Source organism: Butyricicoccus pullicaecorum DSM 23266, from assembly GCF_900167005.1.
GTDB classification, from domain to species: domain Bacteria; phylum Bacillota; class Clostridia; order Oscillospirales; family Butyricicoccaceae; genus Butyricicoccus; species Butyricicoccus pullicaecorum.
Genome location: NZ_FUXW01000008.1, coordinates 73935 through 87659 on the forward strand (window position 1 = coordinate 73935; position 13725 = coordinate 87659).

24 protein-coding genes are annotated in these 13725 nt (G+C 55.2%); all 24 read left to right on the forward strand.

What is annotated here, in order from left to right:
- Window positions 1–14: 14 nt before the first annotated feature.
- The gene (rplN, locus tag B5D52_RS11905; protein WP_016148787.1) at window positions 15–383 is read left to right on the forward strand and encodes a 50S ribosomal protein L14; all 369 of its coding nucleotides are present in this window, start codon (window positions 15–17) and stop codon (window positions 381–383) included.
- A 15-nt stretch (window positions 384–398) separates the two neighbouring features.
- The gene (gene rplX, locus B5D52_RS11910; protein WP_016148786.1) at window positions 399–716 is read left to right on the forward strand and encodes a 50S ribosomal protein L24; all 318 of its coding nucleotides are present in this window, start codon (window positions 399–401) and stop codon (window positions 714–716) included.
- A 16-nt stretch (window positions 717–732) separates the two neighbouring features.
- Entirely contained in the window at window positions 733–1275 is a 543-nt protein-coding gene (gene rplE, locus B5D52_RS11915; RefSeq protein WP_016148785.1) for a 50S ribosomal protein L5, read from the forward strand.
- Between the two features lie 16 nt (window positions 1276–1291).
- Window positions 1292–1477 carry a type Z 30S ribosomal protein S14 gene (locus B5D52_RS11920; RefSeq protein WP_016148784.1) on the forward strand — a complete coding sequence of 62 codons (186 nt, stop codon included), beginning with the start codon at window positions 1292–1294 and terminating at the stop codon, window positions 1475–1477.
- Window positions 1478–1817: 340 nt separating this feature from the next.
- On the forward strand, window positions 1818–2255 hold the full coding sequence (locus tag B5D52_RS11925; RefSeq protein ID WP_016148783.1) for a hypothetical protein: 438 nt from the start codon (window positions 1818–1820) through the stop codon (window positions 2253–2255).
- A 160-nt stretch (window positions 2256–2415) separates the two neighbouring features.
- A complete protein-coding gene (locus B5D52_RS11930) occupies window positions 2416–2850 on the forward strand; it encodes an immunoglobulin-like domain-containing protein (RefSeq protein WP_147535140.1) in 435 nt (144 codons plus the stop codon).
- 172 nt (window positions 2851–3022) lie between these two features.
- The gene (locus B5D52_RS11935; protein ID WP_147535138.1) at window positions 3023–3424 is read left to right on the forward strand and encodes a hypothetical protein; all 402 of its coding nucleotides are present in this window, start codon (window positions 3023–3025) and stop codon (window positions 3422–3424) included.
- 964 nt (window positions 3425–4388) lie between these two features.
- Complete coding sequence (gene rpsH / locus B5D52_RS11940) at window positions 4389–4787, forward strand: 30S ribosomal protein S8 (protein ID WP_016148779.1); 399 nt, start codon at window positions 4389–4391, stop codon at window positions 4785–4787.
- 14 nt (window positions 4788–4801) lie between these two features.
- Window positions 4802–5347 carry a 50S ribosomal protein L6 gene (gene rplF, locus B5D52_RS11945; RefSeq protein WP_016148778.1) on the forward strand — a complete coding sequence of 182 codons (546 nt, stop codon included), beginning with the start codon at window positions 4802–4804 and terminating at the stop codon, window positions 5345–5347.
- A 19-nt stretch (window positions 5348–5366) separates the two neighbouring features.
- Window positions 5367–5726 carry a 50S ribosomal protein L18 gene (rplR, locus tag B5D52_RS11950; protein WP_016148777.1) on the forward strand — a complete coding sequence of 120 codons (360 nt, stop codon included), beginning with the start codon at window positions 5367–5369 and terminating at the stop codon, window positions 5724–5726.
- An 18-nt stretch (window positions 5727–5744) separates the two neighbouring features.
- A complete protein-coding gene (gene rpsE, locus B5D52_RS11955; RefSeq protein ID WP_016148776.1) occupies window positions 5745–6248 on the forward strand; it encodes a 30S ribosomal protein S5 in 504 nt (167 codons plus the stop codon).
- A gap of 17 nt (window positions 6249–6265) precedes the next feature.
- Window positions 6266–6448: a 50S ribosomal protein L30 gene (gene rpmD / locus B5D52_RS11960; protein WP_016148775.1), complete on the forward strand. Its 183-nt coding sequence runs from the start codon at window positions 6266–6268 to the stop codon at window positions 6446–6448.
- A gap of 4 nt (window positions 6449–6452) precedes the next feature.
- Window positions 6453–6893, forward strand: coding sequence for a 50S ribosomal protein L15 (gene rplO / locus B5D52_RS11965; RefSeq protein WP_016148774.1), 441 nt, complete (start codon window positions 6453–6455; stop codon window positions 6891–6893).
- Between the two features lies 1 nt (window position 6894).
- Window positions 6895–8175, forward strand: coding sequence for a preprotein translocase subunit SecY (secY, locus tag B5D52_RS11970; RefSeq protein ID WP_016148773.1), 1281 nt, complete (start codon window positions 6895–6897; stop codon window positions 8173–8175).
- Between the two features lie 17 nt (window positions 8176–8192).
- A complete protein-coding gene (locus tag B5D52_RS11975) occupies window positions 8193–8822 on the forward strand; it encodes an adenylate kinase (RefSeq protein ID WP_016148772.1) in 630 nt (209 codons plus the stop codon).
- A gap of 3 nt (window positions 8823–8825) precedes the next feature.
- On the forward strand, window positions 8826–9590 hold the full coding sequence (gene map, locus B5D52_RS11980) for a type I methionyl aminopeptidase (protein WP_016148771.1): 765 nt from the start codon (window positions 8826–8828) through the stop codon (window positions 9588–9590).
- A gap of 2 nt (window positions 9591–9592) precedes the next feature.
- Window positions 9593–9895, forward strand: a complete 303-nt coding sequence (locus B5D52_RS11985; protein WP_016148770.1) for a KOW domain-containing RNA-binding protein — start codon at window positions 9593–9595, stop codon at window positions 9893–9895.
- Complete coding sequence (infA, locus tag B5D52_RS11990) at window positions 9888–10106, forward strand: translation initiation factor IF-1 (RefSeq protein WP_016148769.1); 219 nt, start codon at window positions 9888–9890, stop codon at window positions 10104–10106. The genes B5D52_RS11985 and infA overlap by 8 nt, the downstream gene beginning before the upstream one ends.
- Window positions 10107–10201: 95 nt before the next feature.
- Window positions 10202–10315 carry a 50S ribosomal protein L36 gene (rpmJ, locus tag B5D52_RS11995; RefSeq protein WP_016148768.1) on the forward strand — a complete coding sequence of 38 codons (114 nt, stop codon included), beginning with the start codon at window positions 10202–10204 and terminating at the stop codon, window positions 10313–10315.
- Window positions 10316–10598: 283 nt separating this feature from the next.
- A complete protein-coding gene (rpsM, locus tag B5D52_RS12000) occupies window positions 10599–10967 on the forward strand; it encodes a 30S ribosomal protein S13 (RefSeq protein ID WP_016148767.1) in 369 nt (122 codons plus the stop codon).
- Between the two features lie 14 nt (window positions 10968–10981).
- A complete protein-coding gene (gene rpsK, locus B5D52_RS12005; protein ID WP_016148766.1) occupies window positions 10982–11386 on the forward strand; it encodes a 30S ribosomal protein S11 in 405 nt (134 codons plus the stop codon).
- 18 nt (window positions 11387–11404) lie between these two features.
- The gene (gene rpsD, locus B5D52_RS12010; protein WP_016148765.1) at window positions 11405–11998 is read left to right on the forward strand and encodes a 30S ribosomal protein S4; all 594 of its coding nucleotides are present in this window, start codon (window positions 11405–11407) and stop codon (window positions 11996–11998) included.
- A 117-nt stretch (window positions 11999–12115) separates the two neighbouring features.
- Entirely contained in the window at window positions 12116–13063 is a 948-nt protein-coding gene (locus tag B5D52_RS12015; protein WP_016148764.1) for a DNA-directed RNA polymerase subunit alpha, read from the forward strand.
- A gap of 124 nt (window positions 13064–13187) precedes the next feature.
- On the forward strand, window positions 13188–13529 hold the full coding sequence (rplQ, locus tag B5D52_RS12020; RefSeq protein ID WP_016148763.1) for a 50S ribosomal protein L17: 342 nt from the start codon (window positions 13188–13190) through the stop codon (window positions 13527–13529).
- The last annotated feature ends 196 nt before the right edge of the window (window positions 13530–13725 follow it).

Consider the following 13725-nt stretch of genomic DNA (forward strand, 5'->3'; position numbering starts at 1 on the left):
GGAGGAGCGCACACATGATTCAGCAGGAAACTTTTCTGCGCGCGGCTGACAACAGCGGCGCAAAGGAGCTGAAGTGCATTCGTGTTCTCGGCGGCTCCACCCGTAAGTACGGCAACATCGGCGACGTTATCGTCTGCTCCGTCCGCAAGGCAACCCCGGGCGGCGGCGTCAAGAAGGGCGACGTTGTCAAGGCTGTTATCGTCCGCTCTGTAAAGGGCCTGCGCCGCGCGGACGGCAGCTACATCCGCTTCGACGAGAACGCGGCTGTCATCATCAAGGAAGATAAGAACCCCAGAGGTACCCGTATCTTTGGGCCCGTTGCACGCGAGCTGCGCGACAAGGACTACATGAAGATCCTGTCTCTGGCTCCCGAAGTACTGTAAGGAGGTCCCCGAAACATGAATACTCTGCATCTCAAGACGGGCGACACCGCAGTTGTCCTCTCCGGTAAGGAGAAGGGCAAGCAGGGCAAGGTTCTGTCCGTTAACCCGAAGAAGGGCATGGTAGTCGTAGAGGGTGTCAACATGATCACCTGCCACCAGAAGCCCCGCCGCCAGGGTGAGACCGGCGGCATCGTAAAGCGCGAGGGCGCACTGCGCGCTTGCAAGCTGATGAAGGTTTGCCCGAAGTGCGGCAAGCCCACCCGCCCCGCTGCCAAGATTCTTGAGAACGGCCAGAAGGTTGCCGTTTGCAAGAAGTGCGGCGAGACCATTTAAGGAGGAGGTTTAACTTATGCCCAGACTGAAAGATAAGTACGTCGCAGAGGTTGCACCTGCTCTGATGAAGAAGTTCGAGTACAAGAGCACCATGCAGATCCCGAAGATCGACAAGATCATCGTTAACTGCGGCTGCGGCAAGGAAGCAAACGGCAATGCTAAGGTTCTCGAGGCAGTTGTCCGCGACCTGACCACCATCACCGGCCAGAAGGCAGTTGTTACCACTGCTAAGAAGTCGGTTGCAAACTTCAAGCTCCGTGAGGGCATGCCGGTAGGCGCAAAGGTTACCCTGCGCTCCGACCGCATGTGGGAGTTCCTGGATCGTCTGTTCAACGTGGCTCTGCCCCGTGTACGTGACTTCCGCGGTATCTCCGCTAACTCTTTCGACGGCCGCGGCAACTACGCATTCGGCCTGAAGGAGCAGCTGATTTTCCCGGAAATCTCCTACGATCAGATCGACAAGGTTCGTGGTATGGATATCATCATCTGCACCACTGCCAACACTGACGAAGAAGCTCGCGAGCTGCTGACCCTGATGGGCGCTCCGTTCGCGAAGTAAGAAGGAGGAGAATTCAATGGCTAAGAAGGCAATGGTACTCAAGCAGCAGAAGACTCCGAAGTTCTCGACTCGTCAGTACAACCGCTGCAAGATCTGCGGCCGTCCGCACGCTTACCTGCGTGATTTCGGTATCTGCCGTATCTGCTTCCGTGAGCTGGCTTACAAGGGTCAGATCCCGGGCGTTCGCAAGGCTTCCTGGTAAGCCCCGCGATTTAAGCGATTATACAAAGCCGCACAGCATACGCTGTGCGGCTTTTTTGTGTTGCCAGAAATCAAAATCTTAAATAATTCTTAAGCAAATCTTAAGCTGGGCTTAATTGTATTTGCAGAGGGGGGAAACGTATAATATAGATAAAGAAACCGGATCGCAGCCATGGTATAGCGGTTTTAATGGGATCAGAGATAAGACAGCTGAAAACGGCGGCGATATTGATATCGAATATAAGATCGCTCAACAGGATTGACCGCACATGATACAAAGCCGCGTGGCATCCATCAAGTGGTGTTTTTGCATCGGCAGGATTGTTTAAGGAGTGATTTTTATGACAAAGCATACGATACGCAAAATCAGTGCGATACTCTGTGGGGTACTGCTGTGTGCAGGTACAGCACAAGCAGGGATTTATATGCGGCAAAAAGATCTTGTCGCGGAGCAGAAGAAGCAAATGACGTGTCGGGAAGAGGATTATCGAGTCTCCTTGGGCAACAATGGTACGGAAAAGGAAATTTGCAGAGCACCTATCAATGATGCAACAAAAGTTGCAGTTGTTTTTCAAGGAACAGGCGGGCCGGAAAAGGTAAAAATTAGAATTTACCAGAGTGGGGAGCAATCTGACGAGATCGTCAAAGTAGAGACCCTACCGCTTGGCGACGCAGCGGCGGTATCCATTGACCGGGATGCATTTGATGAGTTTTATATCACCGCAGAGGTCACAGAGGGAATGGGTGGCAACGCTACATTTCGGGTTTCGTGGACTTGAGTCAGTAAAGTAAACTTTTTCAAGGTATACAAAGTCGCACAGTACATGCTGTGCGGCTTTTTTGTGTTTCAAGGAGTCATTTCAGAAAGCGATTGACAGGATATTTCGTACATTATATAATAAAGAAAAAATCAGAGAGGTGTTTACATTGCGTCGAACGGTGTCGATTGTGACAGTTGCAGCATGTACTGTCTTGATTGTCGGGCTTTTTGTCTGGACGCGGTCGTTTCGCACTGCGCCGAGTGAGTATGCGTCGGCTGTGCCAGTGAGCGGCGTAACTTGGCAGATACAACCTGACCAGACGCAGCTGGACTGGGGCATGTACAACGAGAGTGGCGCAGATTTGCTGTTTGGTGAGCAAATGGCTCTGGAATATCAGAAGGACGGAACTTGGGTGGAAGTGCTGACGCGGTTGAGCCGTCGCGCTTCGGAGCGTTCATATACCGCCATTGGGCGAGAGTGCCCGGACGAGGGAAGCACACAGGGAACATTTTCCTTGAATGAATACCCGGCACTTCGTGCGGGGACATATCGTCTGGTCATTCCGCTGGACAGTGGACAAGCACTGTTCAGTCAATCATTTGTTATATCCTGACTGTGGAAAAAGGCGCCGTAAGGCGCCTTTTCTGCTATATAGCATTTTACGGGTTTTAACACAATTTTAACCGATCTGTCTTGCAATTTCTGCAAAAATCATACATGATAGAGGTAATAGATATTTCCCGGGAATCAGGAAAGAAAGAGGTGTTTTGATTTTGTATCGATATGTGATAACCGGAGTCGCAGCCGGTGCGCTGTGCATTGTAAGCGTTTGGGGCGCACTGATGGCGATTGGACAGGTAGGCGTACCGGGCAAAACACCGACCGAGCCGCTGACAGACCCAGACGCAGCCCTGACCGAGGGCACTTCGTCCTGGAGAGGGCTGGAACTGACGCAGTCGCTGACCGCCGAGCATGGCGGAACGGTGAATTTCTGGATTCGCAACGAGGGTTTTGACCCCGTCGAAATCACGATCAACCGCACGGGCGCACGTGTGATCGAACCGGGCACCGAGGGGCATATTTCGGCAGAAGTCAGATGGGAAAAGACCGACTACCTGTTCGAGGCCAAACCGGCAGGGGAGACCGGCTCGGTCGAAGTTGACTATAAAATCGCCCAACGGACATAAAAATAAGAAAAAGGCACCGAAAGGTGCCTTTTGTATTGTAGAAATGGTATCGGTGCATGGATTTCGGGCCTTGACCGAGCAAGGATGATACTGTGATATAAGGAATTGTTGCATATGGCGCGACAATATGATAAGATAAACGACAGGAAAAATTACTTTTCAGCGCGTTATCGAAATCTACGGTAGGCGGTTATGTCCTCCATTCCCTGTGGGAAGGGAGGTGAAGTTTGCCTCATTCCGAAAGGAAAGGAGGTGAACGCTGTGTATGCAAAGATGCTGCGCATTGCGATTTTTGTCGTATTGTTCGCCGGATTATTCCTTACATATGCAAAATGACCGCCCAAGCCTCGCAAACTTAGCGGTCATTTTTGAACGATAAGATGAGGGCGTAACCGTCTGCCGGTAACGCGCCCTTTTTCTATCCTTACTATAATACAAAGCGGTGAAAAAGTCAATTGATAAGATGGTGGGTACGCTTGGTCATCCGGTCAAACTGCCCAAAAACTTCCTGCAAAATTGTGCGAAATCGCGCGAAAAAAATCTTGCAACCCCGGGCGTATCTTTGATATAATATGTTGTAGACGTGCGATGCACGCTTAACTGCCAGCCTCAATTTTGAGGCCGAGCGCGGTGCCATTTTTAAGCACTGCCCGCCCAAAGGCCGTCAACCGGTTTTCATCCGGCGCGGTCTGTGGAGCGCAAAAAACGGCCGACCTGCCGTTATAACATTTTGACCCGCCCAAAGGGAATTTTCTGCGCAAAAATCGGCATAATTTCCATTGCGGACGGGCTCTTACTGTGTTATAATTATCGATGGTCTGGTCAAAAACAGACCATCGATTTTTATATTTTTCCCCAGCACCTGCCGTGAAAAGGTCACGGCAGCGTTAGTAAGAAAAGTGGGCGGCAACCCGTGGGCGAACCCACACGAAGTACCGCCAAACTTCTGAAAGGAGCAAAAGTAATGCAGATCACTGATCCGATTGCGGATATGCTGACCCGCATCCGCAACGCGGGCGCTGCTCGTCACGAGACCGTTGACGTACCGGCGTCCAAGATGAAGAAGTCCATCGCGCAGATCCTGCTCGACGAGGGCTACATCAAGGCTTTCCAGCTCGTTGACAACGGCAACCAGGGCCTCATCCGCATCACCCTGAAGTACGGTGCAAACCGCCAGAAGGCAATCACCGGCATCAAGCGTGTATCCAAGCCCGGCCTGCGCGTCTACGCTGGTGCACAGGAGCTGCCCAAGGTTCTCCGCGGCCTGGGCGTTGCCATCATTTCTACGTCCAAGGGCGTCATGACCGACAAGAAGGCTCGCGAGCTGAACGTCGGCGGCGAAGTCCTGGCGTTCGTATGGTAAGGAGGTAATTCACAATGTCGAGAATTGGTAGAATGCCTATTGCCATCCCCGCTGGTGTTACTGTCACCCTGGACGGCAATGTCATTACGGTTAAGGGCGCTAAGGAAACCCTGACCCGCGAGCTTCATCCGAACATGCAGGTTGCTGTTGAGAACAACGAGATCGTTGTTACCCGTCCGAACGACGAGAAGCAGAACCGCGCACTGCATGGCCTGACCCGCACCCTGATCCACAACATGGTTGTCGGCGTAACCGAGGGCTTCAAGAAGGAGCTGGACGTTAACGGCGTAGGTTACCGTGTTGCCAAGCAGGGCAAGGATCTGGTCATGAACCTCGGTTTCTCTCATCAGGTTGTTATGAGCGAGATCGACGGCATCTCCATCGAGGTTCCGAACCCCAACAAGATCATCATTTCCGGTCCCGACAAGCAGAAGGTCGGCCAGTTTGCAGCGGAAGTACGCGAGAAGCGTCCGCCGGAGCCGTATAAGGGCAAGGGCATCAAGTACGTTGATGAGCACATCCGCCGCAAGGAAGGCAAGACCGGCGGCAAGAAGAAGTAAGAAAGGAGAGTGTGCTTAAATGGTTTCTAAGAAGGATTCTAACAAGGCGCGCCTGAAGCGCCATAAGAGAGTACGCGGCAAGATCTCCGGCACCGCTCAGTGCCCCCGTCTTGACGTATACAGAAGCGCAAAGAACATCTATGCACAGGTGATCGACGACGTAGCCGGCGTGACCCTCGTCTCCGCTTCGACGATTGAGAAGGACTTCACCGAGTACGGCGGCAACAAGGACGCTGCAAAGAAGGTCGGTCTGCTGGTAGCAGAGCGCTGCAAGGCAAAGGGCATCGAGAATGTCGTATTTGACCGCGGTGGCTATCTGTACCACGGCCGCGTGAAGGAACTCGCAGAGGGCGCTCGCGAGGGCGGCCTTCAGTTTTAAGTCGGGAGGAGGTAAAACATGGCTAAGTTTGATCGTAACGAGAAGAGAGAGGACGAGTTCAAGGAAACCGTCGTCGCTCTCAATCGCGTATCCAAGACTGTTAAGGGCGGTCGTATCTTCAAGTTTGCGGCTCTCGTAGTCGTAGGCGACGGCAAGGGCACCGTTGGCTTCGGTCTGGGCAAGGCCTCCGAAGTTCCCGACGCTATCCGCAAGGGTATTGAGGATGCAAAGAAGAACCTCATCAAGATTTCCCTCAAGGGCACCAGCATTCCCCACGAGGTAATCGGTGAGTTCGGTGCAGGCCGCGTGCTGATGAAGCCCGCTGCTCCTGGTACCGGTGTTATCGCAGGCGGCGCTGTCCGTGCTGTCGTTGAGGCAGCTGGCATTAAGGATATCCGTACCAAGTGCCTGCGTTCCAACAATCCGCAGAACGTTGTAACCGCAACCATCGAGGGCCTCAAGAGCCTGCGCAATGCAGCTGAGGTTGCAGCAGTTCGCGGCAAAGACGTAAACGAACTGTAATAGGAGGGGTAATAGACATGGCAAACATTCAGATTACCCTCAAAAAGAGCCTGGCAGGCCGCAAGCAGCAGCACATCGCGACCGCTCACGCTCTGGGTCTTAAGAAAATCAACGACGTAACCGTTCAGCCGGACAACGCTGCAACCCGCGGCAAGCTGGCTCAGATCGGCTACCTCATCGAAATCGTAGAGGAGGCGTAACGACATGAAGCTTCAGGACTTACAGCCCGCTCTGGGTTCTACCAAGAAGGCATACCGCAAGGGTCGTGGCGCTGGTTCCGGTAACGGCAAGACCGCAGGCCGCGGTCACAAGGGCCAGTGGGCTCGCTCCGGCGGCGGCGTTCGCCCGGGCTTTGAGGGTGGCCAGATGCCTCTGGCACGCCGTCTGCCCAAGCGCGGTTTCAACAACATCTTCGGCACCACCTACGCACCGGTTAACGTTTCCGCTCTGGAGCGTTTCGAGAACGGCACCGAGGTTACCACCGAGCTGCTGCTCGAGACCGGTGTCATCTCTAAGGCACTCGACGGCGTCAAGATCCTTGGCAACGGCGAGCTGACCAAGAGCCTTACCGTAAAGGCTGCGGCATTCTCTGCTTCCGCAAAGGAGAAGATCGAGAAGGCAGGCGGAAAGGCCGAGGTGATCTAAGGTGCTCGAGACCATCAAGAATGCGTGGCGGGTCGCAGAACTGCGTAAGAAGATTCTGTACACTCTGTTCATTGTCTTCATCTTCCGCCTCGGTTCTTCTATCCCGGTTCCGTTCGTAGATTTCGCCATGCTGTCTCAGGTTTTTGAGCAGCAGACCTCCAACGGCTCGCTTCTGAGCTTCATGGATGTCTTCACCGGCGGCGGCCTGTCCAATGCGACCATCTTCGCAATGGGCATCACTCCCTATATCAACGCATCGATTATCCTGCAGCTGCTGACCGTTGCCATCCCTGCTCTCGAGCACATGGTCAAGGACGGCGGTGAGGAAGGCCAGAAGAAGATCGCAAGCTGGACGCGCTACGTTGCCGTTCTGCTCGGCTTCGTTCAGGGCTTCTCCTACTACATGCTGCTTAAGAGCTGGGGTCTGCTGACCGAGACCGGCGTCTGGGCTGCAATCGTCATCATCATGGCGTTTACCGCAGGTACTGCGCTGATTATGTGGATGGGCGAGCACATCACCCAGAACGGTATCGGCAACGGTATCTCGATCATCCTTTTCGCGGGCATTATCTCCCGCGGTCCTTCTCTGGCAACTGCAGTTATGCAGCTGTTCAAGACTTCCGCAGTCATCGGCATCCTTATGATCCTTGTCGGTCTGGCGATGGTTGTATTCATCGTCTACATGTCGAATGCTGAGCGCCGCATCCCGATCCAGTACGCAAAGCGCGTCGTGGGCCGCAAGATGTACGGTGGCCAGTCGACTCACCTGCCGATCAAGGTCAACGCAACCGGCGTTATGCCGATCATCTTCGCGTCTTCGATCCTGTCTCTGCCGGCGACCATCCAGATGTTCTGGAATCCCGAGGCAGGCACGGTCGGAGCCTCGATTATGAGCCTGTTCCAGCAGACTTCCCCGTTCTATATCGCACTCTATGCGGTTATGATCTTCGGTTTCTCGTACTTCTACGCTTCGATTCAGTTTAATCCCATCGAGATTGCGAACAACCTGAAGAAGAACGGCGGTTATATCCCGGGCTTCCGTCCCGGCAAGCCCACGTCCGACTTCATCATGAAGGCACTGGGCAAGGTTGTCTTTGTTGGCGCGATCTTCCTGTGCGTCGTCGCGCTGGTTCCGCTCATCATTGGCGCATTCAACTCCAACCTGCGCAATGTTGCACTGGGCGGCACCTCGGTCATCATCGTCGTCGGCGTTGCGCTTGAGACTGTCAAGCAGCTCGAGGCACAGATGATGATGCGTCACCACAAGGGCTTCTTGGAGTAATTTAGGGGGCATTTTCTGTGAATCTGATTCTTTTAGGCGCTCCTGGCGCCGGCAAGGGCACGCTCGCGTCCTATCTGATCGAAAAGATGGGCGTTCCGTCGGTTTCGACCGGCAACATCCTGCGCGAGGCCATTGCCAATAAAACTGAGCTTGGCCAGAAGGCTAAGGCATTTATGGATGCCGGCCAGCTGGTACCCGATCAGCTCGTCATCGACCTGCTGCAGGGTCGCATCGCTCAGGATGACTGCAAAAACGGCTTCATCCTGGACGGTTTCCCGCGCACCATCCCGCAGGCCGAGGCACTCGACCAGATCGCATCTATCGACTGCGCGCTGTCGCTCGAAGTTGATGACGCGGTCATCGAAGGCCGCATGACCGGCCGCCGCGTCTGCCTCAAGTGCGGCGCGACCTACCACATCAAGGCGAACCCGCCCAAGCAGGAAGGCGTCTGCGACGTCTGCGGCGATACGCTGCACATCCGCAAGGACGACAAGCCGGACGTGGTCAAGCATCGTCTTGCGACCTATCACGAGCAGACCGAGCCGCTGAAGGACTACTACGGCGCACAGGGCAAGCTCAAGAGCATCGACGGCGCACAGGGCATTGAGCAGACCAAGATTCTGGCATGCCAGGCGCTGGGTCTGTAAGATATGATTCCAATCAAAACGAATGAACAACTGGAGCGCATGCGCGTCGCCTGCCGGATCACCGCCCTGGCGCGGAAGGCAGCGTATGACGCGGTCGCTCCCGGGGTTACCACGGACGACATCGACCGGATTGTCCGCAAGACCATCGAGGAGGCGGGCGCTAAGCCCTCCTTCCTCGGTTACGGCGGCTTTCCGGCGAGCGCCTGTGTATCGATCAATGACGAGGTCATTCACGGTATCCCTTCCAAAAAGCGGGTCGTCCGCTCGGGCGATATCGTAAAGATTGACGTTGGTGCCTATATCGGCGGCTTCCACGGCGACTGTGCGTGCACAGTACCGTGCGGGGAGGTCTCCGAAGAGGCCAAGCGGCTGATCGAGGTAACCCGGCAGAGCTTCTATGAGGGCATCAAGTTTGCCCGAGAGGGCTGCCGCGTTTCCGATATCTCGGCCGCGGTGCAAGCCTACGCCCAGGCCAACGGGTTCTCTGTCGTCCGCTCCTTCGTAGGTCACGGCGTTGGCCGCCAGCTCCACGAGTCGCCCGAAGTTCCGAACTTCGGCCGCCCGGGACATGGCGTCCGCCTGCAAAGAGGTATGACCCTTGCGGTCGAGCCGATGGTAAACGCCGGTGTGTACGACGTGCGCGTTCTGTCTGACGGCTGGACCGTCAAGACTAAGGACGGCAAGCTGTCGGCACACTATGAAAACACGATCGCCATTACCGATGGCGAGCCGGAAATCCTGACGGCCATCGACGGCGAGGTGCTGTGACCATGTGTTCCCATGTATCTGACCTGGTGATCTCGCTGGCCGGACGCGACCGGGACGAAGTGATGCTGGTCGTGCGCGAGGAGGAGAACTTCCTCTGGCTTGCAAACGGCAAGCTGCGCCGGGCGGAAAAGCCCAAGCGCAAAAAGCGCAGACACACCACGTTTGTCGCACACTGCGACGAACGCACCCGGGAAAAGCTTCTGACAACCGGACGACTCACCAACAGCGATATCCGGAAAGCCCTGTCCATCTGGGCAGGTGAGAACCAAAACACTGACCAAGAAAGGGAAAGCGAACATGGCTAAAGACGACGTAATTGAGCTGGAAGGTACCGTCATAGAGGCGCTGCCCAATGCGATGTTCCAGGTCGAGCTGCCCAACGGGCACAAGATCCTGGCGCACATCTCGGGTAAGCTCCGCATGAACTTTATCCGCATTTTACCCGGCGACAAGGTCACCGTGCAGATGTCGCCCTACGACCTGACCCGCGGCCGCATCACCTGGCGTTCCAAGTAAGACGCCCTTTGTGATGAAAAGGCGGGCGGAGGCTCCAACGTGACCGCGGAGCCGTTATCCACCACCGATCTATTATCTGATGGAGGTTTATTCTCATGAAAGTAAGACCGTCTGTAAAGCCGATCTGTGAAAAGTGCAAGATCATTCGCCGCAAGGGCCGCGTAATGGTCATCTGCCAGAACCCGAAGCACAAGCAGAAGCAGGGCTAATTTAAGGGACGAACCCTTGGATTAGAGCGCTCCGCAAACGGCTGCGGCAGGGAAGCAAAAAGACCCCTGGTCGCAGAACGTGCGGCTGTATCCCACACGGAGGCAAGCAAAGTTCTGTCTCCGGCGCTTCTTTGTGTGGGGAATCCAAACGGAATCCCCAATATACAAGCGACGGTACCAACAAGCACGTGCGCCCAGGCGCACGGCGCTACAAGGGCGGGGACGGCCCTTAGACTGGTTACCGCACACACGTCCCAGCAAGATACTTTGGAGGTAAATGTAAATGGCACGTATTGCCGGTGTTGACCTTCCGCGTGAGAAGCGCGTAGAGATCGGCCTGACCTACATCTACGGCATCGGACGGAAGCTGTCCAACGAAATCCTGACCAAGACCGGTATCAACCCGGACACCCGCGTTAAGGATCTGACTGAGGAAGAAGCAGCAAAGCTGCGTGAGTGCATCGAGCACGGCTACACCGTAGAGGGTGACCTGCGCCGTGAGATCGGCCTCAACATCAAGCGTCTGGTTGAGATCGGCTGCTACCGCGGCCTGCGTCATCGCCGTGGCCTGCCGGTTCGCGGTCAGCGCACCAAGACCAACGCACGTACCCGCAAGGGCCCGAAGAAGACCATTGCGAACAAGAAGAAGTAAGGAGGGGAGCATAAATGGCTAAGGTTCAGAAGAAGGGCGCTCAGGTACGCACCAAGCGTCGCGAGCGCAAGAATATCGAAAAGGGCGCGGCTCATATCCGCTCCTCTTTCAATAATACCATCGTTACCATCACCGACACCAACGGCAACGCTCTGTCCTGGGCATCCGCTGGTGAGATGGGTTTCCGTGGCTCTCGTAAGTCTACCCCCTACGCTGCACAGACCGCTGCTGAGACTGCTGCAAAGGCAGCTATGGAGCATGGCCTGAAGACCGTAGAGGTCTACGTAAAGGGCCCGGGTTCCGGCCGTGAGGCAGCCATCCGTGCGCTGCAGGCAACCGGCCTCGAGGTAACCATGATCAAGGACGTTACCCCGATCCCGCACAACGGCTGCCGCCCGCCCAAGAGAAGAAGAGTTTAATCAAGGAGGAAACCAATAATGGCAAAGAATACGCAGCCCATTCTGAAGAGATGTAAGACCCTGGGCATTTCCCCTGCAGTTCTTGGTTACTCCAAGGAGACCAAGCGCAACCCGAAGCAGTCCCGCCGCAAGCAGTCCGAGTACGGCATGCAGCTGACCGAGAAGCAGAAGGTCAAGTTCATCTACGGCGTCCTGGAGAAGCAGTTCCGTAAGTACTACGAGAAGGCTGAGAAGAAGCAGGGCATCACCGGTGAGATCCTGCTGCAGGAGCTGGAGCGCCGCCTGGACAACACCGTTTACCGCATGGGTTTTGCAAACACCCGTCGTGAGGCTCGCCAGCTGGTTAGCCACGCACACTTCACCGTAAACGGCAAGCGCGTCAACATCGCTTCCTACCAGGTAAAGCTGGGCGACGTTGTTGCAGTATGCGAGAAGTCCCGCACCTCGACCAAGTTCAAGACTCTGCTCGAGGAGAACGGCAAGAAGGCTTGCCCGAAGTGGATTGAAAAGGCAAACGACTCCTTCGAGGGCAAGATCGTTGCAATGCCTGCTCGTGACGACATCGACTACGAGGTAGCCGAGCACCTGATCGTCGAGCTGTACTCCAAATAAGCCAAACCCTTATTTCCTTGGATTTCTTTTACGCGCTGCCGCGATTATCGCGGGGCGCGTGAAATTTCCATCGATATTACAAGTGAATTGGCCGCATGAAAAGGAGGGTATCTTACAATGATCGAAATTGAAAAGCCGCGCATTGATTGCGAGGAGCTGGCAGAAGACGGCTCCTATGGCAGATTCGTCGTAGAGCCGCTGGAGCGAGGCTATGGCACGACGCTGGGTAACTCCCTGCGCCGCATCCTGCTGTCGTCCCTCCCGGGCACTGCCGCGACCTCCATCAAAATCGCTGGCGTGCAGCATGAGTTTTCCACCATTCCCGGTGTGAAGGAGGACGTAACTGAGATCGTCCTCAATGTAAAGGGCATCATTGCCAAGCTTTACTGCGATGGTCCGAAGACCGTCTATATCGAAGCCGCAGGCGAAGGCGAGGTCAAGGCCGGTGACATCCATTCGGATGGCGAGGTCGAGATCCTGAACCCGGACCTGCATATTGCGACCCTGATGAGCGACGCGCGCCTGTCTATGGAGATCACCCTGGCATCCGGCCGCGGATACGTTCCGGCAGAGCGCAACAAGCAGAATCAGAACGCGATCGGCGTCATTCCGGTGGACTCGATTTACACCCCGGTGTACAAGGTAAACTATACCGTAGAGAACACCCGTGTCGGCAACACGACCGACTACGACAAGCTGACGCTGGAGATCTGGACCGACCGCACCATCCATGCGCGTGACGCAGTTTCTCTGGGTGCAAAGGTTCTGCGCGATCACCTTGACCTGTTTGTTGATCTCTCGGAGGAGATCGGCTCGAAGTCTACCGTCGTAGAGAAGGCGGAGGCACAGCACGACAAGGTACTGGAGATGACCATCGAAGAGCTGGACTTCTCGGTACGTTCGTTCAACTGCCTCAAGCGTGCTGGTATCAACACGGTAGAGGACCTCATCAACACCTCGGAAGAGGACATGATGAAGGTAAGAAACCTCGGACGCAAGTCGCTCGAGGAAGTCATCGGCAAGCTGGAGGCAATGGGTCTGTCGCTTGCCAAGTCCGAGGAATAAGTTTCCCCGGCCCACGCGCTTGCTGACAAGATCAGGAGCGCCCTGGTAATTTAGCACGAAAGCGGCGGCGTTTTGCCGCGCCGTCGCTTTATATCTATTGACCTATATATGGAGGTACACGAACATGGCAGCAAATCGTAAGCTCGGCCGCACGACCGAACACCGTATGGCGATGCTGCGTGCAATGGTAACTTTCCTGCTGGAGAACGGCAGAATCGAGACCACCCTGGCACGTGCAAAGGAAGTCGCTCCCCTGTGCGAGAAGATGATCACCCTGGGCAAGAAGAACACCCTGGCAACCCGCCGTCAGGCTATGGCTTTCGTTACCAAGGAAGCTGTTGTTGCAAAGCTGTTCTCTGAGATTGCTCCGAAGTACGCTGAGCGTAACGGTGGTTACACCCGCATCATCAAGACCGGTCCCCGTCGTGGTGACTGCGCTGAGATGGCAATCATCGAGCTGGTATAAGTTCAAAGTGTCAGGCGTTAACGCTTTCTTGTAAAGGTTAACGCATAAAGGTCAGTTCACCTGAGGCGTGCTCCCAGGTGAACTGATTTTTTTTCGCCCAAAACCACCGCACCCCTAACTGAAAGTTTCGCCAGCCTTTTCAAAGGCTGCGGGTTCTCAGGGCAGAGCCCTGAGCCGGACTCCGCAGAGTCCGGAA